The organism is Mycobacterium sp., assembly GCF_035314905.1.
In the GTDB taxonomy this organism is placed as follows: Bacteria; Actinomycetota; Actinomycetes; order Mycobacteriales; family Mycobacteriaceae; genus Mycobacterium.
The window spans coordinates 1-23,602 of sequence record NZ_DATFYW010000185.1 but is presented as its reverse complement, the minus strand read 5'-3'; the positions used below and the strand labels follow the sequence as shown (position 1 = coordinate 23,602).

The window sequence follows — 23,602 nt, the reverse complement described above, 5'->3', positions numbered from 1 at the left end:
CGAGTAGAGCCCTGCGCGAAGAGTGACGGGTACCGACCGCAACCGGGAGGCGGGGACGCGCCAGGCGCGGGAATTGCTGACCGTGGCGTTCGGGCCCTCGTTGGTGGCGCTGCTCGTGATCGCTGCGGTGGTGCTGATCCAGCTCGTCGTCGCCGGCAGCGACATGACCGGTGCGTTCGGCGCCATCGCCAGCATCTGGCTCGGCGTGCATCAGGTGCCGGTCTACATCGGCGGCCGCGAGCTGGGCGTCATGCCGCTGCTGCCGGTGCTCGCGATGGTGTGGGGCACGGCACGCACCACCGCGCATGCGACGCCGCCGCGGGGTTCGTGGTTTGTGATCCGCTGGATCGTCGCGTCGGCGATTGGTGGACCGCTGTTGATCGCCGCGATCGCACTGGCGGTGATCCACGACGCCGCGTCGGTGCTGACCCAGCTGCAGACGCCCAGCGCGCTGCGGGCCTTCGGCGGCGTGCTCGCCGTCCATGCGATCGGCTCCGTGTTCGGCGTCGGATCGCGGGCCGGGCGCCGGCTGCTGCACGCGTCGCCTCTGCCGGACTGGCTGGCCGACTCGGCGCGCGCAGCCGCGGCGGGTGTGCTGGCGTTGTTCGGCCTGTCCGGCGCGGTCACCGCGGGTTCGCTGATCGTGCACTGGGGCACGATGCACGAGCTTTACTCGATCACCGATTCGCTGTTCGGCCAGCTGAGCCTGACATTGCTGTCGGTGCTCTACATCCCCAACGTCATCGTCGGCACGTCGGCGGTCGCGGTCGGCTCCAGCGTGCACGTCGGTGTGGCGACGTTCAGCTCGTTCACGGTGTTCGGGGGCGACCTTCCGGCGCTGCCCGTGCTGGCGGCCGCGCCGACGCCTCCGCTGGGCCCGGTGTGGGTGGCGTTGCTGATCGTCGGTGCCGCCGCGGGCGTGGTGCTGGGCCAGCAGTGTGCCCGGCGGCCGCTGCCGCTTCTCGCGGCAACGGTCAAACTGGTGCTCGCCGCCGCCGCGGGCGCGGTGGTGATGGCGCTGCTCGGCTATGCCGCCGGCGGTCGGTTGGGCAATTTCGGTGATGTCGGCGTCGACCAGGGCACGTTCGCGGCCGCGGTGTTCCTGTGGTTCGTCGCGGTCGGTGGCGTCACCGTCGCGATGTCGGGCGGGATCGCGCGGCCGCCGCGGCCGCAGGCGCCCCCCGAGCGGGTCGGGGACGAGCCGCGGCCGCGGCCCCAGGCGCCCCCCGAGCGGGTCGGGGACGGGGAGGCACCCGACGAAGCCCACCCGCCGGAGCGAAGCGACCTGGGCGTCAACAGCGACGAACCCGCCGATTAGGCTCTCAGCGTGCAGCAGCCGCTCCGCGTGCCCCCGAGCGCACCGGCACGGCTGGTCGTTCTGGCCTCCGGGACGGGTTCGCTGCTGGCGTCGCTGCTGGAGGCGGCGCGCGGCGACTACCCGGGCCGCGTGGTGGCCGTGGGCGTGGACCGCGACTGCCCGGCCGTCGACATCGCCAAGGCGGCCGGCGTGCCGACCTACACCGTGCGGCTGCCGCACTACCCCGACCGCACCGCGTGGGACGCCGCGATCACCGAGGCGACCCTTGCCAACCAGCCGGACCTGATCGTCTCGGCGGGCTTCATGAAAATGCTTGGTCCCCAGTTTCTTTCGCGATTCATCGGCCGCGTGCTGAACACCCATCCCGCGCTGCTGCCGGCCTTTCCCGGCGCGCACGCGGTCACGGAGACGCTGGATTACGGCGTGAAGGTGACCGGCTGCACCGTGCATCTCGTCGACGCGGGCATGGACACCGGCCCGATCCTGGCGCAGGAGGTGGTCCCGGTGCTCGACGGCGACGACGAAGCGACGCTCCACGAGCGGATTAAGGTCGTCGAACGACGGTTACTGGTGGATGTTCTGGCCGCTGTTGCCACCCGCGGCGTGACCTGGACGGGGCGAAAGGCAGCCATAGGATGACGGGCTACTACGGGCGCAGGCCGATTCGGCGCGCACTGATCAGCGTCTACGACAAGACCGGTCTGGTCGGGCTCGCGCGTGGTCTGCAGGACGCCGGCGTCGACATCGTGTCCACCGGGTCGACCGCCAAAACCATTGCAGACAAAGGGATCCCGGTGACTCCCGTCGAGTTCGTGACGGGCTTCCCCGAGGTGCTGGACGGCCGGGTCAAGACGTTGCATCCGCACGTGCACGCCGGTCTGCTCGCCGACACCCGCAACCCGGAGCACCTGGCCGCGCTGCACCGGCTCGGCATCGAGCCGTTCGACCTGGTGGTGGTCAACCTGTACCCGTTCACCGAGACGGTGGCCGCCGGCGCCGGCGTCGACGAGTGCGTCGAGCAGATCGACATCGGCGGCCCGTCGATGGTGCGCGCCGCCGCCAAGAACCACGCCAGCGTCGCGGTGGTGGTGGAGCCCCTCGGCTATGCCGGCGTGCTGGCGGCGGTGCGCGCGGGCGGTTTCACTCTCGACGAGCGAAAGAAACTGGCGGCGTTGGCCTTTCGGCACACAGCAGAATACGACGTGGCGGTTGCGAGCTGGACGGCATCGACGCTGTCACCCGAGGATCCGCCGCAGCCGCTGCCGGCGTGGTTCGCTGGCACGTGGCGGCGGTCGGCGGTGTTGCGCTACGGCGAGAACCCGCACCAGAACGCCGCGCTCTACGTCGACGACAGCGCGTGGCCCGGCCTTGCTCAGGCCGAGCAGCTGCACGGAAAAGAGATGTCCTACAACAACTTCACCGACGCCGATGCCGCGTGGCGCGCCGCGTTCGACCACGAGGAGATGTGCGTGGCGATCATCAAGCACGCCAACCCGTGCGGCATCGCGATCTCGTCGGCGTCGATCGCCGACGCGCATCGCAAGGCACACGAATGCGACCCGCTCAGCGCATTCGGCGGGGTGATCGCGGCCAACACCGGGGTCAGCGTTGAGATGGCCGAGACCGTCGCCGACATCTTCACCGAGGTGATCATCGCGCCCGCCTTCCAGGACGGTGCGGTTGAGGTGTTGTCCCGCAAGAAGAACATCCGCATCCTCGTCGCCGCGGAACCCGCCGTCGGCGGCACCGAGATGCGCCAGATCAGCGGTGGGCTGCTGCTGCAGGACCGCGACGCGCTGGACGCCGCGGGCGATGACCCGGCCAACTGGACGCTGGTCGCCGGCGCACCGGCGGACGCGGACACCCTCGCCGACCTGAAATTCGCGTGGCGCACCTGCCGGGCGGTGAAATCGAACGCGATCGTCATCGCCCGCGGCGGCGCGACCGTCGGGGTCGGCATGGGCCAGGTCAACCGCTTCGACGCCGCGCGGCTGGCCGTTGCGCGCGGCGGCGACCGGGTGCGCGGTGCCGTCGCGGCGTCCGACGCGTTCTTCCCGTTCCCCGACGGTCTGCAGGCCCTGACCGCCGCCGGTGTGAAGGCGGTCGTGCACCCCGGCGGGTCGATGCGCGACGACATCGTCACCCGGGCGGGCACCGACGCCGGCGTCACGATGTACCACACCGGCGCGCGCCACTTCGCCCACTGACGCCCCGGCGGAATGCCTCACCGCCCGGGCAGTCGTAGCGTGGAGTAGTGACTGCACCTAACCATCAGCCCCGCACCCTCGGCGAGCTGCGCGCATCCGGACACCGCGAGCGCGGCGTCAAGCAGGAAATCCGCGAGAACCTGCTCACGTCGCTGGCCGAAGGCGAAGACACCTGGCCGGGCATTCTCGGCTTCGAGGACACCGTGTTGCCGCAGGTCGAGCGGGCGCTGATCGCCGGTCACGACTTCGTGCTGCTCGGCGAGCGCGGTCAGGGCAAGACCCGGCTGCTGCGGTCGCTGCAGGGGCTGCTCGACGAGTGGACACCGGTGATCGCCGGCGCCGAGCTGGGCGAACATCCGTACCACCCGATCACGCCGGAGTCGATCCGCCGGGCCGCTGAGCTGGGCGATGAGCTGCCGGTCGCGTGGAAGCACCGCAGCGAGCGCTACTTCGAGAAGCTGGCCACGCCGGACACCAGCGTCGCGGACCTTGTCGGCGACGTCGACCCGATCAAAGTCGCCCAGGGCCGCAGCCTCGGCGACCCCGAGACGATCGCCTACGGGCTCATCCCGCGCGCCCACCGCGGCATCGTCGCGGTCAACGAGCTGCCCGACCTTGCCGAGCGGATCCAGGTCGCGATGCTCAACGTGATGGAAGAGCGCGACATCCAGGTCCGCGGTTACACGCTGCGGCTCCCGCTGGACGTGGTCGTGGTCGCCAGCGCCAACCCGGAGGACTACACCAACCGCGGCCACATCATCACCCCGCTGAAGGACCGGTTCGGCGCCGAGATCCGCACTCACTACCCGGCCGAACTGGACGCCGAGGTGGGCGTCATCACCCAGGAAGCCCATCTCGCGGCGCAGGTGCCCGTGTACTTGATGCAGATCCTCGCCAGGTTCGCCCGGTACCTGCGTGAATCGAGCTCGATCGACCAGCGGTCCGGGGTGTCGGCGCGGTTCGCGATCGCGGCCGCCGAGACCGTCGCCGCGTCGGCGCGGCACCGCTCCGCGGTGCTCGGCGAGCAGGATCCCGTGGCCCGCGTCGTCGACCTGTCCACGGTGATCGACGTCCTGCGCGGAAAGCTCGAGTTCGAATCCGGCGAGGAGGGCCGGGAGCAGGCCGTGCTGGAGCATCTGCTGCGCCGCGCCACCGCGGACACCGCGCAGAAGCTGCTCGGCGGCATCGACGTCGGTCCGATCGTCGTCGCCATCGAACAGGGGTCGCCGGTCACCACCGGTGAGCGGGTGTCGGCCAAGGACGTGCTGGCCGCGCTGCCCGACCTGCCGGCCGTCCAGGCGATCGCAAGGCGCGTGGGCGCGAAGTCCGACGGCGAGCGTGCGGCGGCCGTCGAGCTGGCGCTGGAGGCGTTGTATCTCGCCAAACGCATCGACAAAGTGACCGACGAGAAAGAAACGGTCTATGGCTAGGCATGGGCACGGGCGGTCCTCGCGCTACTCCGCCTACTCCGGAGGCCCCGACCCGTTGGCGCCGCCGGTCGACCTGCGCGAGGCACTCGAGCAGATCGGGCGCGACGTGATGGAGGGCACCTCGCCGCGTCGCGCGCTGTCCGAGTTGCTGCGCCGCGGCACCAAGAACACCCCCGGCGCCGACCGGCTGGCCGCCGAGGCGAATCGCAGGCGACGGGAGTTGTTGCGGCACAATAACCTTGACGGCACCCTCCAGCAGATCAAGAAGCTGCTCGACGAGGCGGTGCTGGCCGAGCGCAAAGAGCTGGCCCGCGCGCTGGACGACGACGCCCGGTTCAGCGAGCTGCAGCTGGAGTCGTTGTCACCGTCGCCGGCGAAGGCGGTGCAGGAGCTCTCCGATTACCACTGGCGCAGCGGCGAGGCGCGCGAAAAATACGAGCAGATCAAGGATCTGCTCGGCCGCGAGATGCTCGACCAGCGCTTCGCGGGCATGAAGCAGGCACTCGAGGGCGCCACCGACGAAGACCGTCAGCGCGTCAGCGAGATGCTCGACGACCTCAACGACCTGCTCGACAAGCACGCGCGTGGCCAGGACACCCAGCAGGACTTCGAGAACTTCATGGCCAGGCACGGCGAGTTCTTCCCCGAGAACCCGCGCAACGTCGAAGAGCTGCTCGACTCGCTGGCCAAGCGCGCCGCCGCCGCGCAGCGCTTCCGCAACAGCCTCTCCGCCGACCAGCGCGCGGAATTGGACGCGCTGGCAATGCAGGCATTCGGTTCGCCCGCCTTGCAGCAGGCGCTCGGCCGGCTGGACGCGCACCTGCAGGCCGCGCGGCCGGGGGAGGACTGGACCGGCTCGTCGCGGTTTTCCGGTGACGATCCGCTGGGGATGGGCGAGGGCACCCAGGCGCTGGCCGACATCGCCGAGTTGGAGCAGCTGGCCGAGGCGCTGTCGCAGAGTTACGCGGGCGCGACGATGGACGACGTCGACCTCGACGCGCTGGCCCGCCAGCTCGGTGACCGGGCCGCGGTCGATGCCCGCACCCTCGCGGAGCTCGAGCGCGCCCTGCTGAACCAGGGTTTCCTGGACCGCGGCTCCGACGGGCAGTGGCGGCTGTCGCCGAAGGCGATGCGCCAGTTGGGGCAGACCGCGCTGAGTGACGTCGCGCAGCAGCTGTCCGGCCGAAACGGCGAGCGGGACACCCGGCGCGCGGGGGCGGCCGGCGAGCTGACCGGCGCCACGCGGCCCTGGCAGTTCGGCGACACCGAGCCGTGGAACGTGACGCGGACGTTGACCAACGCGGTGCTGCGGCAGGCCGGCACCCGGGCCAGGGCTGCCGATGGGCCGATCGCACTGACCGTGGACGACGTCGAGGTGTCAGAAACGGAGTCCCGCACGCAGGCCGCGGTGGCCCTGCTGGTGGACACCTCGTTCTCGATGGTGATGGAGAACCGCTGGTTGCCGATGAAGCGCACCGCCCTGGCGTTGAACCATTTGGTGAGCACCAGATTTCGCTCCGACGCGCTGCAGATCATCGCGTTCGGGCGGTACGCCCGGACGATGACCGCGGCCGAGCTCACCGGGCTCGAGGGTGTCTACGAGCAGGGCACGAACCTGCACCACGCGCTGGCTCTGGCGGGACGCCACCTGCGCAGGCACCCGAGCGCGCAGCCGGTGGTGCTGGTGGTCACCGACGGCGAGCCGACCGCTCATCTGGAGGGCGGCATCTCCTACGGCGAGCCGGGTTCTGAGCCGGCACAGGTGTTCTTCGACTACCCGCCGCATCCGCGGACCATCGCGCACACCGTGAAGGGCTTCGACGACGTGGCCAGGTTGGGCGCGCAGGTGACCATCTTCCGGCTGGGCAACGACCCTGGTCTGGCACGCTTCATCGACCAGGTGGCCCGCCGGGTGGAGGGCCGTGTCGTCGTGCCGGATCTCGACGGGTTGGGCGCCGCGGTCGTCGGCGACTATCTGCGGTCACGCAAGCGCCGCTGAGCCGGTCAGGCGCTTTCCTGGGCCCCCTCGTGGGACCCGTGGCCGCCGCGCGTGCACGGCGTTACGTGCGCTTGCGGCCTTTGCGCTTGGTGCCGACGCTGCCCCACAGCGAAAAGCCCTTGATGGTGACGTGCGGAGCGCCCGGCGTGCCTTCGCCCTCGGCGCTGTGGTCGAAGGCGCCCATCACCCCGTGCCCGCGAACGTCGACGTTGACTTCCGGGGGCACCAGGATGGTCTGGCCCCCCATGATCGAGTAGGAGCGGATTTCGACCTCGGGCGACGTGAAGTCGGCGTAGCGCAGGTCGATGACGCCGCCCCCCAACAGGGCGAACGTCGTCAGCCGCCGCGGCACATTCCATCGGCCGCGACGCTCGAATCCGCTCATGATGGCCAGCAGCAACGTCGACGGCGCCGGATGACATGCCCCTCGGCGAAGCGGTCGCGCCATCCCGGGCAGGTCGGCGCTGAGCCGGTCGAGCTCCTCGTAGGTCTGGGCCGCATACACCTTCGACAGTCGGTCCTCGTACTCGCCCATCTGCAGTTGGCCCTGCGCGGCGGCGTCGGTCAGCAACTGCGCGACCTGGATGCGGTCGGTGTCGGCGGCACGCGGCGCCGCGTTTCGCGCAGGTGTGTTGCTGGTCATCGGCATCGAGCCTACGGCGTGCTCGCGGCGCTGCACAGGGAACCATCAAGATGGTCGGCCATGATCCTCCGGCCGCGCGAGAATCTGGCGGAGCGCCCTGGTCAGTTCGCGTTCTTCCGACGTAACGAGACTGTCGGCCCGCCAGCCGACGAAGTCGTCGGGACGCACCAGAAGCGCGCCGTCGGGCGGCAGCCGGGTGAGCCGAGCCCAGCGGCCTTCGACGTCGCGTACGTCGGTGTCCGGCCCGACACGACAGACATCGATCGGGACGCCGAGGGATGCCGAGACCGCGTCTGCCGCGCTGACCCATCCGATGTCGGCCGAGCCGGTGAATAACGTGAACCCGGTTCCGAGAAGCTCGAGCGAGGACACCCGTACTCCGTCGCGTTCCATCCAGGCATGGGGCACCCTGGTTCCGGGTTCGCCCCGCAGTTGCTCGCCGTCCACGAGTTCGGCGGCGTCCGCGTCGGGCGGGGCCGGTTCGTCGGACACCACCGCCGCGGAGCGGTATTTGTATCCGGCGATCATGTAGAACATCGGCCGCTCTTCGTCGGCCGGAAGGCGCGGGCGGTCGTCTCCCAGCCGAAGCAACTCCGCGGCAGGGCCGGTCAGCGACTGGCGCGCGGCGAACCGTGCCACCGGGTGACGCTCGGTGTGGTAGGTGTCGAGAAGCCCCGGGCCCGCGGTCCCGTGCAGCACCGCGGCGACCTTCCATGCCAGATTGTGTGCGCTTTGGATGGCCGTGTTGGCCCCTCCGCCCTTGAACGGTGGCATGGTGTGCGCCGAGTCGCCGACCAGAAACACTCGTCGGCAGCGGAACTCGTCGGCGACCTGTTCGAAGGGTTGCCACGGCGCGACGTCGACGACTTCCACGTCGATGGGCGCGCCGATCGCCTTGAGCAGCATCTCGTGGCACCGCTCGTGTGTGAACTGATCGATGGTTTCACCCTGGGTGGGGAAGTAGGTGGTGATGAACACACCGAGATCACCCTGCGCGACGACGAATATCCCTGTCACATCCGCGTTCTCGATTTTGACGGCGTCACCGTCGCCTACGCCCGGGACGAACCGGCGCCATGGCGCCCGAAAGTAGATGAATACGACGAAGATCGGTATCTGGCCGAACCCCGACGTGCTGATGCCCAGCTGTTTCCGGACCGGGCTGTGGGTGCCGTCCGCGGCCAACAGGTAATCGGCGCGCACCTCCGACAGCGCACCGGTTTCGAGGTCCCTGATGGTCGCGACGACGGCCGCCTCGTCCTGGGTGAACGACTCCAGTTCGACGCCGTAGCGCACCTCGCTGCCCCGCCGCCGGGCTTCGGCCAGCAGGATGGGCTCCAATCTGCTTTGCGGGCAGTACCTTCCGAAAGGCTCCGGGCTCAGGCCCTCGGAGCTGGGGAAGAAATCGGTGTCGATCACCGCGGCTTCCTCGTCGCCGCTGAGGGTGGTTTTGGCAACCATGCCCGAGATGTGTTCGGCAACCGCGTCGACCGCGTCGCCGACACCCAACGCGCGCAGTATCTCGAGGCTGCGGAAGGTCAGGTTACGGGCCTTCGGGTACACGAAGATCTCGCGGCGCTTCTCGATGAGCTGCGACGTGACGCCGTGCTGCGCGAGCAGCGCCGATGCGGACAGGCCGGCGGCGCCTGCGCCGACGATCAGGACGGGGTGACGGTCTTTGGACATGGTTTCACCTCCATTACGGGGAGACACCATCTAATGGTAGACACAGTCAATTGAATGTGACTGTCAAGAAGTCGTCAATTTGCCTCACGTGGTCCAGCGCGGCGGACGCTTCTGCAGGAACGCGAGCATGCCCTCGCGGGCTTCGTCGGACAGGAACAACCGGGCCGACTCCACCGTGAGTGTTTCGGCGCGGCGGTCGAACTCCTCGAGGATGGCCCGCGTGGTCAGTGCCTTCGACGCGGCCAGGCCTTGGGGCGATCCTCGTCCCAGCTCGGCGGTGACCCCGGCGACGGACGCGGCCACGTCGTCGGCCGCGACGGTCACCAGGCCGATGGCCGCGGCCTCGTCGGCGCCGAACTTCTCACCGGTCAGGAAATATCGGCCCGCGGCCCTGGCCGTCATCTTGGGAAGCAGGGTCAGCGAGATGATGCCCGGCGCCACCCCGATGCGGGCCTCGGTGAGCGCGAACGTGCTCTGCCGGCCCGCGACGACGATGTCGCACGCGCCGACGAGGCCCAGGCCGCCGGCGCGGACATGCCCGTCGACGGCACCCACCACCGGTAGCGGCAATTCGAGCATCGCCCGCAGCAGCGCGGTGAGCCGCCGCGCCCGGTCGGCCGCGGCTTCGAACGCGTCGCCGCCGCCGGCCTCCGACAGGTCCGCCCCCGCGCAGAAGGTTCCGCCGGTGTGGCCGAGCACCACCGCCCGTACCCCGCGCTCTCCGGCGGCGTCGCTCAGCGCCCGGTGCAGCTGGTCGACAAGCGCCGACGACAGCGCGTTGCGGTTGTCCGGCGAGTCGAGGGTGATCCGCGCGACCTGACCCTCGACCGCGAAGCGGACCAGCGCGGTCATCAGTACGAGCGGGGCAGGCCCAGCGACGTCTGGGCGACGAAGTTGAGCACCATCTCGCGGCTGACCGGCGCGATCCGCGACAGCCGGGACACCGTGACCGCGGCGGCGATGCCGTACTCCTTGGTCAGGCCGTTGCCGCCGAGTGATTGCACGGCCTGATCCACCGCGCGCACCGACGCCTCACCCGCCGCGTACTTGGCCATGTTGGCGGCTTCGGCAGCGCCCGCGTCGTCGCCGCAGTCGTAGAGCGTCGCGGCCTTTTGCATCATCAGCTTCGCCAGCTCGATCTCGATGTAGTTCTGCGCCAATGGATGTGAGAGACCCTGGTGGGCGCCGATCGGCGCGGACCACACCTTGCGGGTCTTGACGTAGTCCACCGCCTTGTTGAGCGCGAAGCGTCCCGTCCCGACAGCGCTCGCGGCGCCCATGATGCGTTCCGGGTTCAGGCCGGCGAACAACTGGGCGATCGCTGCGTCCTCGGAGCCGACGAGCGCGTCGGCCGGCAACCGCACGTCGTCGATGAACAGCGAGAACTGGCGTTCCGGGCTGATCAGCTCCATCTCGATCGGGGTGTACTCGAAGCCTGGCGTGTCCGTCGGCACGATGAACAGCGCGGGCCGCAGTTTGCCGGTCTTGGCATGCTCGGTCCGGCCCACCACCAGCACGGCCTGTGCCTGGTCCACGCCGGAGATGTAGATCTTGCGGCCGCGCAGGATCCAGTCGCCGCCGTCGCGCCGCGCTGTTGTGGTGATGTTGTGCGAGTTGGAGCCGGCGTCGGGTTCGGTGATCGCGAACGCCATCGTGGTCGACCCGTCGGCGATGCCGGACAGCCATCGATTCTTCTGCTCGTCGGTGCCGTACTTGGCGATGATGGTGCCGTTGATCGCCGGCGACACCACCATCATCAACAAGCCACAACCGGCGGCGGACATCTCCTCCATGACGAGGGAGAGTTCGTACATGCCGGCGCCTCCGCCGCCGTATTCCTCGGGGAGGTTGACGCCGATGAACCCGAGTTTGCCTGCCTCGTTCCACAATTCGTCGGTGTGCTCGCCGGCGCGTGCCTTCTCCAGGTAATACTCCTGGCCGTAGTTGGCCACCAGCGCGGCGACGGACTTGCGCAGCGCCTGGCGTTCCTCGCTTTCGACGAAACTGTTTTCGGTCATGCGGCTGATCCTCCTTCGTCAGAAGCTTCCACTCGGGCGAGCACGGCACCCAGTTCGACCTGCTGGCCGACCTGCACGTCGAGGTGGGTGAGCACACCGTCGGTTGGTGCGTTGACGGCGTGCTCCATCTTCATCGCCTCCATCCACACCACCGGTTGTCCCGCGGTGACGGTGTCGCCCACCTGTGCACCGATCCGGGTGATCGATCCGGGCATCGGCGCCAGCAACGAGCCCGGCTGCAGCGCGGTACCCGGTTCGGGGAAGCGGGGAACGACCGTGAGTGCCACCGGCCCCAATGGTGAGTCGACGTAGACGGAGTCGCCGTGGCGGTCGACGCTGAACGGCCGGTCGACGCCGTCGATCGTGAGCACCACCCGCGCTGCGGTGGCCGACACCAGCGCGACGTCGTCGGCGGCGGGCACCCTCAGCCCGTCGCGGTCGAATCGGTACTCCACGCGGTGCTCGTTCCCGGCGGCGTCACGCAACGTCTTGACCTGGAAGCCCGACGCGAGGTTGCGCCAGCCGCTGGGCAGCGCCCCGAAAACCGCTGCGGTGGAGCGATTGTGGGCGGCGTCGGCCAGCGCGGCCGCCAGCGCTGAGTAACGTGCCGCGTCGGCGCCGGCCAGCGGCGTGGAAAGCGCCGCCAGGTCGTGGGTGTCGAAGAATGCGGTGTCGGTGTCCCCGGCGATGAACGCCGGGTGCCGCAGCACGTTGACCAGCAGGTCGCGGTTGGTGCCGACACCGTGGACCCGGGCGCGGGCCAGCGCATCGGCCAGCAGCGCGGCCGCCCGCGTGCGGGTCGGCGCGTACGAGATCACCTTGGCCAGCATCGGGTCGTAGTACGCGGACACCAGCGAGCCGTCGACGACGCCTGCGTCCAGTCGCACGCCGGGCCGGCGAAGCGGCGCGAATGCCTCGGTCGCGGTGGGCACCTCAAAGGTGTGGACGGCACCGGCCTGCGGCTGCCAGCCACGGGCGGGATCTTCGGCGTATAGCCGCGCCTCGATCGAATACCCTGGACCGACGGGAGGTTGGGGGTCGAGCCGACCGCCGCCGGCGACGAGCAGTTGGAGCTCGACCAGGTCGAGGCCGGTGACGCATTCGGTGACCGGGTGCTCGACCTGAAGGCGGGTGTTCATCTCCAGGAAATAGAACGAGCCGTCGGGGTCGGCCAGGAACTCGACTGTGCCCGCTCCGGTGTACCCGATCGCCGTCGCGGCCTGGCGGGCGGCGTCGAACAGCTTGTCCCGCATGCCCGGCGTGCGCTCGACGAGCGGCGACGGTGCCTCCTCGATGACCTTCTGATGGCGCCGCTGGATCGAGCACTCGCGCTCGCCGACCGCCCACACCACACCGTGCTCGTCGGCGAGCACCTGCACCTCGATGTGATGGCCCCGTGGCAGGTACCGCTCGCAGAACACGGTGTCGTCGCCGAACGCCGACGCCGCCTCGCGCCGGGCCGCCGCGACCTCGCTTGCCAGAGCAGATAATTCGGTGACCACCCGCATACCGCGACCACCGCCGCCGGCGGATGCCTTGACCAGCACGGGCAGCGCGGACTCGTCGACGCCGTCCGGGTCGAGTTCCTCGAGCACCGGAACCCCGGCCGCGGCCATCATCTTCTTGGCCTCGATCTTGCTGCCCATGGCAGCCACCGCCGCGACCGGCGGCCCGATCCACGCCAACCCGGCGTCCTGGACGGCGGCGGCGAATTCGGCGTTCTCCGACAAGAACCCGTAACCCGGATGGATCGCGTCGGCGCCCGCGGCCTTCGCCGCGTCGATGAGGGCCTTGATGTTCAGGTATCCGTCGGTGCCCGCAAGCCTGACCCGCGCGTCGGCCTCCCCCACGTGCGGTGCCCGGGCGTCGGGCTCGGTGTACACCGCGACGGTGGCCAGCCCGAGCCGTCGGCACGTCGCGAACACCCGCCGCGCGATCTCTCCGCGGTTGGCCACCAGAACACTGTTGATCATCAGTGCCTTTTCCTCTTCGCGCAAGCGCTCATCGGCGGCCCCCTACATCCGGAAGACGCCGAAGTTCGACGTCCCCTCGATTGGTGCATTCGCGATGGCGGACAGGCACATTCCCAGCACGGTGCGGGTGTCGCGGGGATCGATCACCCCGTCGTCGTAAAGCCGGCCCGACAGGAACATCGGCAGCGACTCGGCTTCGATCTGCGCCTCGATCGCGGCCCTCAGTGCCGCGTCGGCGTCCTCGTCGACCTGCTGGCCGCGTGCCTGTGCCGCGGCGCGGCTGACGATTGAGATCACGCCGGCCAGCTGCGCTCCGCCCATCACCGCCGCCTTGGCGCTGGGCCAGGCGAACAGAAACCTCGGGTCGTACGCCCGCCCGCACATCCCGTAATGCCCGGCACCGTAGGAGGCGCCGATCAGCAGCGAGATGTGCGGCACGGTGGAATTGGACACGGCGTTGATCATCATCGACCCGTGCTTGATCATCCCGCCTTCCTCGTACTGCTTGCCCACCATGTAGCCGGTGGTGTTGTGCAGAAACAGCAGCGGCGTGTCGGAGCGGTTGGCCAGCTGGATGAACTGGGCGGCTTTCTGCGACTCCTGGCTGAACAAGATGCCGCGGGCGTTGGCCAGAATCCCGATCGGGTAGCCGTGCAGGGTCGCCCAGCCGGTTACCAGCGATGACCCGTACAGCGCCTTGAACTCGTCGAACTCCGAAGCGTCGACGATGCGGGCGATCACCTCGCCTGGATCGAACGGGGTGCGCAGGTCGGGCGGCACGACGCCGAGCAACTCCTCGGGGTCGGCAAGCGGCTCGCTGACCGGCCCGGGTGTCGGGCCGAGCTTGCGCCAGTTGAGCCGGGCCACGATGCGCCGGCCCATGCGGAGCGCGTCGCGCTCGTCGACCGCGAAATAGTCCGCCAGACCTGAAGTGCGGGCATGCATTTCGGCGCCGCCCAGCGACTCGTCGTCGGATTCCTCGCCGGTGGCCATCTTGACCAGCGGCGGCCCGGCAAGGAACACCTTCGAGCGTTCCCTGATCATCACCACGTGGTCGGACATGCCCGGCACATAGGCGCCGCCCGCGGTCGAGTTGCCGAACACCAGCGCGATGGTCGGGATGCCCGCGGCCGAGAGCCGCGTCAGGTCGCGGAACATCTGGCCGCCCGGAATGAAGACTTCCTTCTGGGTCGGCAGGTCCGCGCCGCCGGATTCCACCATCGAGATCACCGGCAACCTGTTCTGGAACGCGATCTGGTTGGCGCGCAGGATCTTTTTCAACGTCCACGGGTTGCTGGTGCCGCCCTTGACCGTCGGGTCGTGGGCGACGATCAGGCATTCGACGCCGCTGACCGCGCCGATGCCGACGACGACGGAGGCGCCGACCTGGAACTCGCTGCCCCACCCGGCCAGCGGGCTCAGCTCGAGGAACGGCGAGTCGGGGTCGAGCAGCAGCTCGATGCGTTCCCGTGGGGTGAGCTTGCCGCGGGCGTGGTGGCGTTCGACGTATTTCGGGCCGCCCCCGGCCAGCGCCTTGGCGTGTTCGCGGTCGATTTCGGCAAGCTTGGCCGTCATCGCCGACGCCGCTTCGGCGTAGGCCGTGGACCGGATGTCGAGCGCGGTCGCGAGTAAGGTCATGACTGGTATCCCAGCAACTTTGCCGCCAGCGTGGTCAGGATCTCGGTGGTCCCGCCGCCGATGCCGAGGATGCGCATGTCGCGATACTGGCGCTCGATCTCGCTTTCGGCCATGTAGCCCAGGCCGCCGAACAGCTGAACGGCTTGGTTTGCCACCCATTCGCCGGCTTCGACCGCGGTGTTTTTCGCGAAGCACACCTGCGGGATCAAATTCGTCGTGTCGCCGGCCAGCTGGCGTTCCACCACGTGCCGGGTGTACACCCGGGCCACGTCGGTGCGGCGCGCCATCTCGGCCAGCGTGTTCTGCACCGACTGGCGTGAGATGAGCGGCTGACCGAACGTCTCGCGGTTGCGGCACCACTCGGCGGTGATGTCCAGGCAGCGCTGCGCGCTCGAATACGCCTGCGCGGCAAGGGCGACGCGCTCCGCGACGAACGCGGCCGCGATCTGGGCGAAGCCGCTGTTCTCGGCGCCGATCAGGTTGGCCGCCGGCACGCGAACGTCGGTGTAGGACAGCTCGGCGGTGTCGCTGGACCGCCACCCCATCTTGTCCAGTTTGCGGCTGACTTCGAATCCCGGCGTGCCCTTCTCCACGACGATCAGCGAGACGCCCGCCGCGCCGCGGCCCCCGGTGCGTGCCGCGGTGACGACGTAGTCGGCCCGCACTCCCGAGGTGATGTAGGTCTTGGCACCGTTGAGGATGTAGTCGTCGCCGTCGCGGCGCGCGGTGGTGCGCAGGTGTCCGACGTCGGAACCGCCACCCGGCTCGGTGATCGCAAGCGCGCCGATCTTCTCACCGCTCAGCGTCGGGCGCACGAACTCGTCGATCAGCCGCGCGTCTCTCGAGGCGATCATGTGCGGCACCGAGATGCCGCAGGTGAACAGCGACGCGAAAACCCCGCCCGGGCTGCCCGCGTGGTGCATCTCCTCGCAGATGATTACCGAGTCGGCGCCGTCACCGCCCCCGCCGCCGACGGACCCCGGCAGGCCCGCGCCGAGCAGGCCGGCCTCGCCGGCCTTGCGGTGCAGGTCGCGCGGCAGCTCGCCGATGCGTTCCCAGTCCTCGATGTGTGGCAGCACCTCGCGTTCGGCGAATGCGCGCACCGTCTTTCGCAGCTGATCACGCTCGGGCGTGTTCCAGATGGTCACGGCAGCAGGGCTTCCGGCACGTCAACGTAGCGGCCGCGCAGCCACTCGCCCAGACCCTTTGCCTGCGGGTCGAAGCGCGCCTGGTAGGCCACGCCTTCGCCGAGGATGCCTTCGATCACGAAATTCACCGCCTTCAGGTTCGGCAACAGATGACGCGTGATGGTGAGGTCTTCGGTCTCGGGGAGCAGTTCGCGGAGCCTGGCGGAGCTCAGGGCGTGGGAGAGCCAGCGCCACTCGTCGTCCGTGCGCACCCACAGCCCGATGTTCGCGCTGCCCCCTTTGTCACCACTGCGGGCGCCGGCGATCACACCGAGCGGTACCCGCCGTGTCGGCCCGTCGGGGAACGGCTCCGGCAGCGCGGGCGCGTCGGCGGCGGACGCCGCGAGGGTGTCGTCGGCCGGTGCGATGTCGGTGCGGCTGCCGTCGGCGTGCACCGCGACGTGGCGTACTTCGCCTGCGGGCACGAAGCCGGCGGTGAACACGCCGTACACCTGACCGTCGCCCGGCGGAGTGGTGGGGTGAAAGCCGGGGTAGCTCGCCAGCGCCAATTCCACAGCGGCGGAGGAGAATTGGCGGCCGACATTGGCGGGATCGGGATCGCGGACCACGCAGCGCAGCAGCGCGCTGGCCGTTTCCTCGGTGTCGGCGTCGGGATGGTCGGTGCGGGCGAGCGTCCACTCCAGCTCGGCGGGCTTGACGGTCAGCCCGGTCTCCAGCTGGCGCCGCACGAGGTGGGCCTTCGCCTCGATGTCCAGACCCGTCAACACGAACGTCATGGAGTTGCGGAAGCCGCCGATCGTGTTCAGCGACACCTTCAGCGTCGGCGGCGGCGGCTCGCCGCGCACGCCGCCGACGCGGACCCGATCCGGCCCGTCCGCCGACAACTCGATCGTGTCGACGCGCAACGTCACATCCGGATTGGGGTAGCGGGCGCCGGTGATCTCGTAAAGCATCTGCGCGGTGACGGTACCGACGCTGACGGCTCCGCCGGTGCCGGGGTGCTTCGTGATCACCGCCGACCCGTCGGCGTGCACCTCGGCCAGCGGGAAGCCCGGGTGGGTCAGGTCGTTGATGTCGGTGAAGAACGCATAGTTGCCGCCGGTCGCCTGTGCGCCGCATTCGATGATGTGGCCCGCGGCAACGGCGCCGGCCAGCTGGTCGTAGTCGGTGCGGCCCCAGCCGAAGTGCGCCGCGGCCGGACCGACGAGCACCGACGCGTCGGTGACCCGGCCGGTGACGACGACGTCGGCGCCGCGGTTGAGGCAGTCGACGATGCCCCAGGCCCCGAGGTACGCGTTGGCTGCCAGCGGGTTGCCCAATCCCAGTTCGGCGGCGCGGGGAAGCAGGTCGTCACCTTCGATGTGAGCTACTGCGACCCCGACGCCGAGCCGCTCGGCCAGGGAGCGCACCGCCGCTGCCAGGCCCGCCGGGTTGAGCCCGCCGGCGTTGGCCACGATCCGCACGCCGCGGTCGTGGGCCAGCCCCAGGCATTCCTCGAGTTGGGTCAGGAACGTCTTCGCGTAGCCGCGGTCCGGCGCCTTGGCCCGGTCGCGGGCCAAGATCAGCATGGTCAGCTCGGCGAGGTAGTCGCCCGTGAGGTAGTCCAGTTCGCCGCCGGTGAGCATCTCCCGCATCGCGCCCAGCCGGTCGCCGTAGAAGCCCGAGCAGTTCCCGATGCGAACCGCGCCCGTCGTCTCCGCCACCGCGCCCCTTCCTCGAAAACCCCTCCGCCAACCAACCGGTAGGTTAGTCGTTCCGCTCGGTATTTTGGAAACGCCCGTGGTCACCGGCTATCCTGGACGGGAACTTGTCGCCGCAGCGCGTTCGCGCGGCAGCACCCGGATAGGAGAAGCCGAACATGGCTGTGCCCAAGCGCAGGATGTCGCGCGCGAACACCCGTAGCCGCCGCGCGCAGTGGAAGGCCGCGCGCATCGAGCTCGTCGGCGTCACCGTGGCGGGCCGGCAGCACAAGGTTCCGCGTCGGCTCCGCAAGGCCGCCCGCCTGGGGCTGCTGGACCTCGACGGCCGCTGAGAGTAGGCCGTTCGCCGACGGCGAACCGGCGCGCCTCTCAGGTCACTCTCAGTTGTTACGTAGAGACTGGTGGCCGTGCGGATACTTGTCGTTGACGACGATCGCGCCGTGCGCGAGTCGCTGCGTCGATCCCTTTCGTTCAACGGCTACTCGGTATCGCTTGCTCAGGACGGCGTGGAGGCGCTCGACGCGATCGCCAGCGAGCGGCCCGACGCGGTCGTCCTGGATGTCATGATGCCGCGGTTGGACGGCCTCGAAGTGTGCCGTCAGCTGCGCAGCACCGGCGATGACCTGCCGATTCTGGTGCTCACTGCGCGCGACTCGGTATCGGAGCGGGTGGCCGGACTCGACGCGGGCGCCGACGACTATCTCCCGAAGCCGTTCGCGCTGGAGGAGTTGCTGGCCCGGATGCGGGCGTTGCTGCGCCGGACCATCCCCGACGACGGGGCCGGTGAGTCCGTCGCGATGACGTTCTCGGACCTCAGCCTGGACCCGGTGACCCGCGAGGTGACCCGCGGCGAGCGCCGCATCAGCCTCACCCGCACCGAGTTCGCGCTGCTGGAGATGTTGATCGCCAACCCGCGCCGGGTGCTGACGCGAAGCCGCATCCTCGAAGAGGTATGGGGATTCGACTTCCCCACGTCGGGTAACGCGCTCGAGGTCTACATCGGTTACCTACGGCGCAAGACCGAAGCGGAAGGCGAGCCGCGGCTGATCCACACCGTCCGCGGGGTGGGATACGTGCTGCGCGAGACTCCACCCTGATGTCCTGGTTCCGGCCGCCCCCGCCTCCGCCGCTACCTCCCAGCAGCTCATTGTCCCTGCGGGCGAGGGTGATGCTGCTGGCGATGTCGATGGTCGCCATGGTGGTCGTGCTGATGGCCATGGCCGTCTACGTCGTGGTGTCGGCGGCGCTGTACGGGGACATCGACAATCAACTGCACAGCCGGGCGCGGCTGCTGATTGAAAGCGGTTCGCTGTCCGCCGATCCGGCCAAGGCCATCGAGGGCACCGCGTATTCCGACGTCAACGCGGTGCTGGTCAATCCCGGTCACTACATCTTCACGGCCAACCAGCAGGGTCAGACGCTGCCTTTTGGCCAGCCGGAGAAAGACGTGGTGAACGGCGACCTGCTGTTGTCGTTGCGTACCGCGAACCACCAGCGCGTGCTCGCGGTGCGGCTGGACAACGGCAGCACCCTGATGATCTCGAAGAGCCTGGCGCCCACCGATGCGGTGTTGCGGCGGTTGGGCACCGTGTTGTTGATCGTCGGCGGTCTCGGCGTCGCGATCGCCGCGGTGGCCGGCGGCATGGTGGCGCGGGCCGGGCTGCGGCCGGTACGCCGGCTCACCGAAGCGGCTGAACGGGTGGCGCGCACCGACGACCTGCGCCCGATCCCTGTGTCGGGCAGCGACGAATTGGCCCGTCTCACCCAGAGTTTCAACACGATGCTGCGCGCTCTCGCCGAGTCTCGGGAACGGCAGGCGCGTCTGGTCACCGATGCCGGCCACGAGTTGCGGACCCCGTTGACATCGCTGCGCACGAACGTCGAGCTGCTGATGGCTTCGATGGCGCCCGGTGCGCCGAGGCTGCCCGAAGACGAGATGGCGGGGCTGCGTGCCGATGTGATCGCGCAGATCGAGGAGTTGTCCACTCTGGTGGGCGATTTGGTGGACCTGACCCGTGATGACGCGGGCGGTGTGGTGCACGAGCCGGTCGACATGTCGGAGGTCCTGGACCGAAGCCTCGAGCGAGTACGTCGGCGCCGCAACGACATTGACTTCGACGTCCGCGTCACCCCCTGGCAGGTCTATGGCGACGCCGCGGCGCTGTCTCGAGCCGTGCTGAATCTGCTCGACAACGCCGCAAAGTGGAGTCCGCCCGGTGGCCGGGTCGGCGTGCGCCTGACGCAGACCGACCCCGCGCACGCCGAACTGGTCGTGGCCGACAGGGGTCCGGGCATCCCGCCGCACGAACGCGGGCTGGTGTTCGAGCGGTTCTACCGTTCGACCTCCGCACGGGCTTTGCCCGGGTCCGGGTTGGGGCTGGCCATGGTCAAACAAGTCGTCCTGAAACACGGTGGGATGATTCGGATCGAGGACACCGTGCCCGGTGGCGACCCGCCGGGTACCTCCATATATGTGTTGCTGGACGGCCGCCCCGTGCCGGCCGCCGCGGCGCCGGGCCCCGGTGCCGGTTATTTGGCTGGCGTAGCGGGCACCAATGGGGCAAAGTCTCCAGATGTATCGAACCAGCTCTCAGTCGGTTCTCAGTCGATGAGCGCACAGTAGAGGCGACGACGTGCTTTACCCCAACTCGAGAAAGAACATCTGAGCGAGATGACGAACCAACCGAGGTACTCGCCGCCGCCACAGCAACCGGGAAATCGTCCTGGGCCCGACAACCCTGCGCCGCAACAGTACCCGCGTCAGCCAGGGCTCGGTGGTTACCAGCAGCCCTACGACTGGCGCTACCCGCGGCAGCCTCAACAGCCGTACCGGCCACCATATGATCCCTACCGTGATCCACGCCAGGTGCCGCCCGGACAGGTACCCGCGGGACAACTCCCGCCCGGGCAGGTGCCCCCGGGGCAGGTGCCCCCGGGCGCTCCCGGCGCTTCGCCCCAGAAGCGTTCTCGCGCAGGGGGCTTGATGGCGGGCGCATTGGCGATCGCGGTTGTCTCCGCCGGCATCGGCGGTGCGGTCGCGGTGGCCGTGCATTCGGATCACGGCACGACGAGCACGATGGTCACCGCGCAGGGCGCGGCGCCGAGCCAGCCCGCCGCGAACGCGCCCAATGGCTCCATCGAACAGGTTGCGGCCAAGGTTGTGCCGAGTGTGGTCAAGCTCGAGGTGCAGATGGGTCGGCAGTCCGAGGAGGGCTCCGGGATCATCCTGTCGTCGGACGGCGTGATCCTGACCAACAATCACGTCGTTTCCGCGGCCGCGAAGGGCGCGCCGAGCGCCCCGGCCGAGCCCGGCGCACCGGGCGGACCGGGCGGACCCGGCGGACCGGGCGGACCGGGCGGCGCATCCGGCGCGCCGGGCGGTGGGGCTCCCACGACGACCGTGACATTCGCGGATGGCCGCACGGCCTCGTTCACCGTCGTCGGCACCGATCCGGCCAGCGACATCGCGGTGGTCAAGGTCCAGGGCGTCTCCGGGCTCACCCCGATCACGCTCGGAACCTCGTCCAACCTGCGGGTAGGCCAGGACGTGGTGGCGGTCGGCTCACCGCTGGGCCTTCAGGGCACCGTGACCACCGGCATCATCAGCGCACTGGACCGGCCGGTGTCGACGGCAGGCGACGTCGGTAACCAGACCACGGTGCTCGACGCGATCCAGACCGACGCCGCGATCAACCCCGGCAACTCCGGTGGCGCGCTGGTCAACATGAACGGCGAGTTGATCGGCGTGAACTCGGCTATCGCGACCATGGGTGGCGATTCGCCCGACGCGCAGAGCGGCTCGATCGGACTTGGCTTCGCGATCCCGGTCGACCAGGCCAAGCGCATCGCCGATGAGCTGATTCAGACGGGATCGGCCTCGCACGCCACCCTCGGTGTGCAGGTTCAAAGCGACCCGAACACCCACGGCGCCAAGATCGTTGACGTCACCAGCGGTGGTGCGGCCGCGTCCGCAGGACTGCCCAGCGGCGTCGTGGTCACCAAGCTCGACGACCGGGTGATCGACAGCGCCGACGCGCTCGTGGCGGCCGTGCGGTCCAAGGCTCCCGGGGACAAGGTGAAGTTGACCTACACCGATCCGTCGGGTGGCAACCAGACCGTTCAGGTCACGCTCGGCAAGGCCCAGCAGTGATCCTGAGAGTGGCTGCGCCGCTGTCGGCGGCCAGATATACGGTTGCATCCATGGAGAAGCCGGCGGAGTTGGTGGGCCGTGCGTTGGTCGTCGTGGTCGACGACCGCACCGCCCATGGCGACGAAGAGGATCACAGCGGACCGCTGGTCACTGAGCTCCTCACCGAGGCGGGATTTGTCGTCGACGGGGTCGTCGCGGTGGCGGCCGACGAGGTCGAAATCCGCAACGCGCTGAACACCGCGGTCATCGGGGGAGTGGATCTGGTGGTATCCGTCGGGGGCACCGGCGTGACGCCGCGTGACGTCACGCCGGACGCCACCCGCGACATCCTCGACCGGGAGCTGCTCGGGATCGCGGAGGCGCTGCGGGCGTCGGGGCTTTCGGCCGGCATCGTCGACGCGGGGCTGTCCCGGGGGCTTGCGGGGATCTCCGGGAGCACCCTGGTGGTCAACCTGGCCGGTTCGCGATATGCGGTCCGCGACGGCATGGCCACGCTCAATCCGCTGGCAACTCAGATCATCGGCCAGCTGTCGAGCCTCGAAATCTGACCCGAATCCCGCGCCGCGACTTTGAACTCGGCGACGCGACACGCCGATCGGCCGTCGCCGAGTTCAGTGTCGCGGAGCGGCAATGTGATCTTCGTCACAGGAGAGGCGGGTCATGGAAAAGAAGTCACAGCCCCATCAGACGGCAGTTAATGAGACGTCCCCTGAGTCGATATCCGGTCGCGCCGACGACGAGAGCTGCGACGACCGCTCCGGACATGATCAGTGGTTGCGCGACAACGTGCCTCCGCACCACCGTTGACATCGCTCTGCCGCAGCGTGACCCATTCAAGCGAACTACACCGACAATGGGTCGCCAGATCCATATGAGCTGTCTTCACAGCCGCGGCGCTTCACCCCGCTGACCCCCGCGCCGGCAAACAACCGGGCGGCCCCGGGCAGCCCGCGACGGCGGCTATCCATCCGTTTATCCATCCGTTGCCGGGGTGGTGCGGTCCCGTTATGTTTCTCGTGTCGGACACGGCTAGGGAGAACATGAAGGTTATCGGTCGGGTGCTGCTCGCGGCACTCGTCGCCGCTACGGCGGCGCTGTTCGTGGGGCACGGCACGTCCCACGCCGGGATGGACAATCAGCTGACCCTGGTCGACGGGGGCGGCGACACCCTCGACATCGAGCAGTGGGACACGTTCCTCAACGGCGTGTATCCGCTGGACCGCAACCGGCTGACCCGGGAGTGGTTTCACTCCGGCAAGGCCGTCTACCACGTCACCGGCCCCAACGCCGCCCAATTCGCCGGCACGCTGGAGCTGGGTTATCAGATCGGGTTCCCGTGGTCGCTGGGGGTGGGCGTGAACTTCAGCTACACCACGCCGAACATCAACCTGGACCAGAGTTCGGTCGGATTTAACCCCGCGACCGGCGCCGTCACGCCCGCTCTGGTCGTGACCTCGCCGCCGTTGTTCCCGGGCGTGTCGATCTCCGCCAACCTGGGTAACGGCCCCGGTATTCAGGAGGTCGCGACGTTCTCGGTGGACGTCACCGGCCCGGACGGCGCGGTGGCGGTGTCCAACGCGCACGGCACGGTGACCGGCGCGGCCGGCGGTGTGCTGCTGCGCCCGTTCGCGCGGCTCATCTCCAAAGCGGGTGACAGCGTCACCACCTACGGCGACCCTTGGAACATGAACT

Annotated in this window: 19 protein-coding genes; 11 read left to right on the top strand and 8 right to left on the bottom strand. The window is 69.3% G+C overall.

Annotation, left to right across the window (positions count from 1 at the left end; all coding sequences use genetic code 11):
- The first annotated feature begins 22 nt into the window (after positions 1-22).
- From VKG81_RS16240 to VKG81_RS16220, 5 genes are read left to right on the top strand one after another with little or no spacing between them, the layout of a single operon-like run.
- Entirely contained in the window at positions 23-1,318 is a 1,296-nt protein-coding gene (locus tag VKG81_RS16240) for a DUF6350 family protein (protein WP_324397587.1), read from the top strand.
- Between the two features lie 9 nt (positions 1,319-1,327).
- Entirely contained in the window at positions 1,328-1,957 is a 630-nt protein-coding gene (gene purN, locus VKG81_RS16235) for a phosphoribosylglycinamide formyltransferase (protein ID WP_324397586.1), read from the top strand.
- Positions 1,954-3,525: a bifunctional phosphoribosylaminoimidazolecarboxamide formyltransferase/IMP cyclohydrolase gene (gene purH, locus VKG81_RS16230; RefSeq protein ID WP_324397585.1), complete on the top strand. Its 1,572-nt coding sequence runs from the start codon at positions 1,954-1,956 to the stop codon at positions 3,523-3,525. Before purN ends, purH begins: the two co-directional genes overlap by 4 nt.
- A gap of 47 nt (positions 3,526-3,572) precedes the next feature.
- Positions 3,573-4,955 (top strand): ATP-binding protein, encoded by a 1,383-nt coding sequence (locus tag VKG81_RS16225; protein WP_324397584.1) that lies wholly within the window; start codon positions 3,573-3,575, stop codon positions 4,953-4,955.
- Complete coding sequence (locus VKG81_RS16220; RefSeq protein ID WP_324397583.1) at positions 4,948-6,954, top strand: VWA domain-containing protein; 2,007 nt, start codon at positions 4,948-4,950, stop codon at positions 6,952-6,954. The genes VKG81_RS16225 and VKG81_RS16220 overlap by 8 nt, the downstream gene beginning before the upstream one ends.
- A 61-nt stretch (positions 6,955-7,015) precedes the next feature.
- Here VKG81_RS16220 and VKG81_RS16215 read toward each other — a convergent pair whose 3' ends face one another.
- The 8 genes from VKG81_RS16215 to VKG81_RS16180 all read right to left on the bottom strand — a co-directional run bounded on the left by VKG81_RS16215 (position 7,016) and on the right by VKG81_RS16180 (position 17,763).
- Positions 7,016-7,597 (bottom strand): DUF1707 SHOCT-like domain-containing protein, encoded by a 582-nt coding sequence (locus tag VKG81_RS16215; protein WP_324397582.1) that lies wholly within the window; start codon positions 7,595-7,597, stop codon positions 7,016-7,018.
- 45 nt (positions 7,598-7,642) lie between these two features.
- Positions 7,643-9,283 (bottom strand): FAD-dependent monooxygenase, encoded by a 1,641-nt coding sequence (locus VKG81_RS16210; RefSeq protein WP_324397581.1) that lies wholly within the window; start codon positions 9,281-9,283, stop codon positions 7,643-7,645.
- Between the two features lie 84 nt (positions 9,284-9,367).
- Entirely contained in the window at positions 9,368-10,135 is a 768-nt protein-coding gene (locus VKG81_RS16205) for an enoyl-CoA hydratase family protein (protein ID WP_324397580.1), read from the bottom strand.
- The gene (locus tag VKG81_RS16200) at positions 10,135-11,301 is read right to left on the bottom strand and encodes an acyl-CoA dehydrogenase family protein (RefSeq protein WP_324397579.1); all 1,167 of its coding nucleotides are present in this window, start codon (positions 11,299-11,301) and stop codon (positions 10,135-10,137) included. Before VKG81_RS16200 ends, VKG81_RS16205 begins: the two co-directional genes overlap by 1 nt.
- Positions 11,298-13,277, bottom strand: coding sequence for a biotin carboxylase N-terminal domain-containing protein (locus VKG81_RS16195; protein WP_324397594.1), 1,980 nt, complete (start codon positions 13,275-13,277; stop codon positions 11,298-11,300). The genes VKG81_RS16200 and VKG81_RS16195 overlap by 4 nt, the downstream gene beginning before the upstream one ends.
- Before the next feature lie 39 nt (positions 13,278-13,316).
- Entirely contained in the window at positions 13,317-14,912 is a 1,596-nt protein-coding gene (locus VKG81_RS16190; RefSeq protein ID WP_324397578.1) for an acyl-CoA carboxylase subunit beta, read from the bottom strand.
- Positions 14,909-16,060: an acyl-CoA dehydrogenase family protein gene (locus tag VKG81_RS16185; RefSeq protein WP_324397577.1), complete on the bottom strand. Its 1,152-nt coding sequence runs from the start codon at positions 16,058-16,060 to the stop codon at positions 14,909-14,911. Before VKG81_RS16185 ends, VKG81_RS16190 begins: the two co-directional genes overlap by 4 nt.
- Positions 16,057-17,763 (bottom strand): acyclic terpene utilization AtuA family protein, encoded by a 1,707-nt coding sequence (locus VKG81_RS16180; RefSeq protein ID WP_324397576.1) that lies wholly within the window; start codon positions 17,761-17,763, stop codon positions 16,057-16,059. The genes VKG81_RS16185 and VKG81_RS16180 overlap by 4 nt, the downstream gene beginning before the upstream one ends.
- Before the next feature lie 155 nt (positions 17,764-17,918).
- Here VKG81_RS16180 and rpmF point away from each other — a divergent pair, with 155 nt between their 5' ends.
- From rpmF to VKG81_RS16150, 6 genes are all read left to right on the top strand, one after another.
- Positions 17,919-18,092, top strand: coding sequence for a 50S ribosomal protein L32 (rpmF, locus tag VKG81_RS16175; RefSeq protein ID WP_324397575.1), 174 nt, complete (start codon positions 17,919-17,921; stop codon positions 18,090-18,092).
- A 75-nt stretch (positions 18,093-18,167) separates the two neighbouring features.
- Positions 18,168-18,857: a response regulator transcription factor gene (locus VKG81_RS16170; RefSeq protein ID WP_324397574.1), complete on the top strand. Its 690-nt coding sequence runs from the start codon at positions 18,168-18,170 to the stop codon at positions 18,855-18,857.
- Positions 18,857-20,383 (top strand): HAMP domain-containing sensor histidine kinase, encoded by a 1,527-nt coding sequence (locus tag VKG81_RS16165; RefSeq protein WP_324397573.1) that lies wholly within the window; start codon positions 18,857-18,859, stop codon positions 20,381-20,383. The genes VKG81_RS16170 and VKG81_RS16165 overlap by 1 nt, the downstream gene beginning before the upstream one ends.
- Before the next feature lie 48 nt (positions 20,384-20,431).
- Complete coding sequence (locus VKG81_RS16160) at positions 20,432-21,910, top strand: S1C family serine protease (protein ID WP_324397572.1); 1,479 nt, start codon at positions 20,432-20,434, stop codon at positions 21,908-21,910.
- A 2-nt stretch (positions 21,911-21,912) separates the two neighbouring features.
- Positions 21,913-22,458, top strand: a complete 546-nt coding sequence (locus tag VKG81_RS16155) for a molybdenum cofactor biosynthesis protein B (RefSeq protein ID WP_324397593.1) — start codon at positions 21,913-21,915, stop codon at positions 22,456-22,458.
- A gap of 492 nt (positions 22,459-22,950) precedes the next feature.
- Positions 22,951-23,602 (top strand): MspA family porin (locus tag VKG81_RS16150; RefSeq protein ID WP_324397571.1); only part of this gene is annotated, 652 nt, incomplete at its 3' end.

What these genes read in the sequence shown, in the direction of transcription:
- VKG81_RS16165 (WP_324397573.1), top strand. Translation starts at nt 18,857, where the DNA reads ATGTCCTGGTTCCGGCCGCCCCCGCCTCCGCCGCTACCTCCCAGCAGC.
- purH (WP_324397585.1), top strand. Translation starts at nt 1,954, where the DNA reads ATGACGGGCTACTACGGGCGCAGGCCGATTCGGCGCGCACTGATCAGC.
- VKG81_RS16205 (WP_324397580.1), bottom strand. Translation starts at nt 10,135, where the DNA reads ATGACCGCGCTGGTCCGCTTCGCGGTCGAGGGTCAGGTCGCGCGGATC.
- VKG81_RS16220 (WP_324397583.1), top strand. Translation starts at nt 4,948, where the DNA reads ATGGCTAGGCATGGGCACGGGCGGTCCTCGCGCTACTCCGCCTACTCC.
- VKG81_RS16160 (WP_324397572.1), top strand. Translation starts at nt 20,432, where the DNA reads ATGACGAACCAACCGAGGTACTCGCCGCCGCCACAGCAACCGGGAAAT.
- VKG81_RS16210 (WP_324397581.1), bottom strand. Translation starts at nt 9,283, where the DNA reads ATGTCCAAAGACCGTCACCCCGTCCTGATCGTCGGCGCAGGCGCCGCC.
- VKG81_RS16215 (WP_324397582.1), bottom strand. Translation starts at nt 7,597, where the DNA reads ATGACCAGCAACACACCTGCGCGAAACGCGGCGCCGCGTGCCGCCGAC.
- VKG81_RS16200 (WP_324397579.1), bottom strand. Translation starts at nt 11,301, where the DNA reads ATGACCGAAAACAGTTTCGTCGAAAGCGAGGAACGCCAGGCGCTGCGC.
- rpmF (WP_324397575.1), top strand. Translation starts at nt 17,919, where the DNA reads ATGGCTGTGCCCAAGCGCAGGATGTCGCGCGCGAACACCCGTAGCCGC.
- VKG81_RS16190 (WP_324397578.1), bottom strand. Translation starts at nt 14,912, where the DNA reads ATGACCTTACTCGCGACCGCGCTCGACATCCGGTCCACGGCCTACGCC.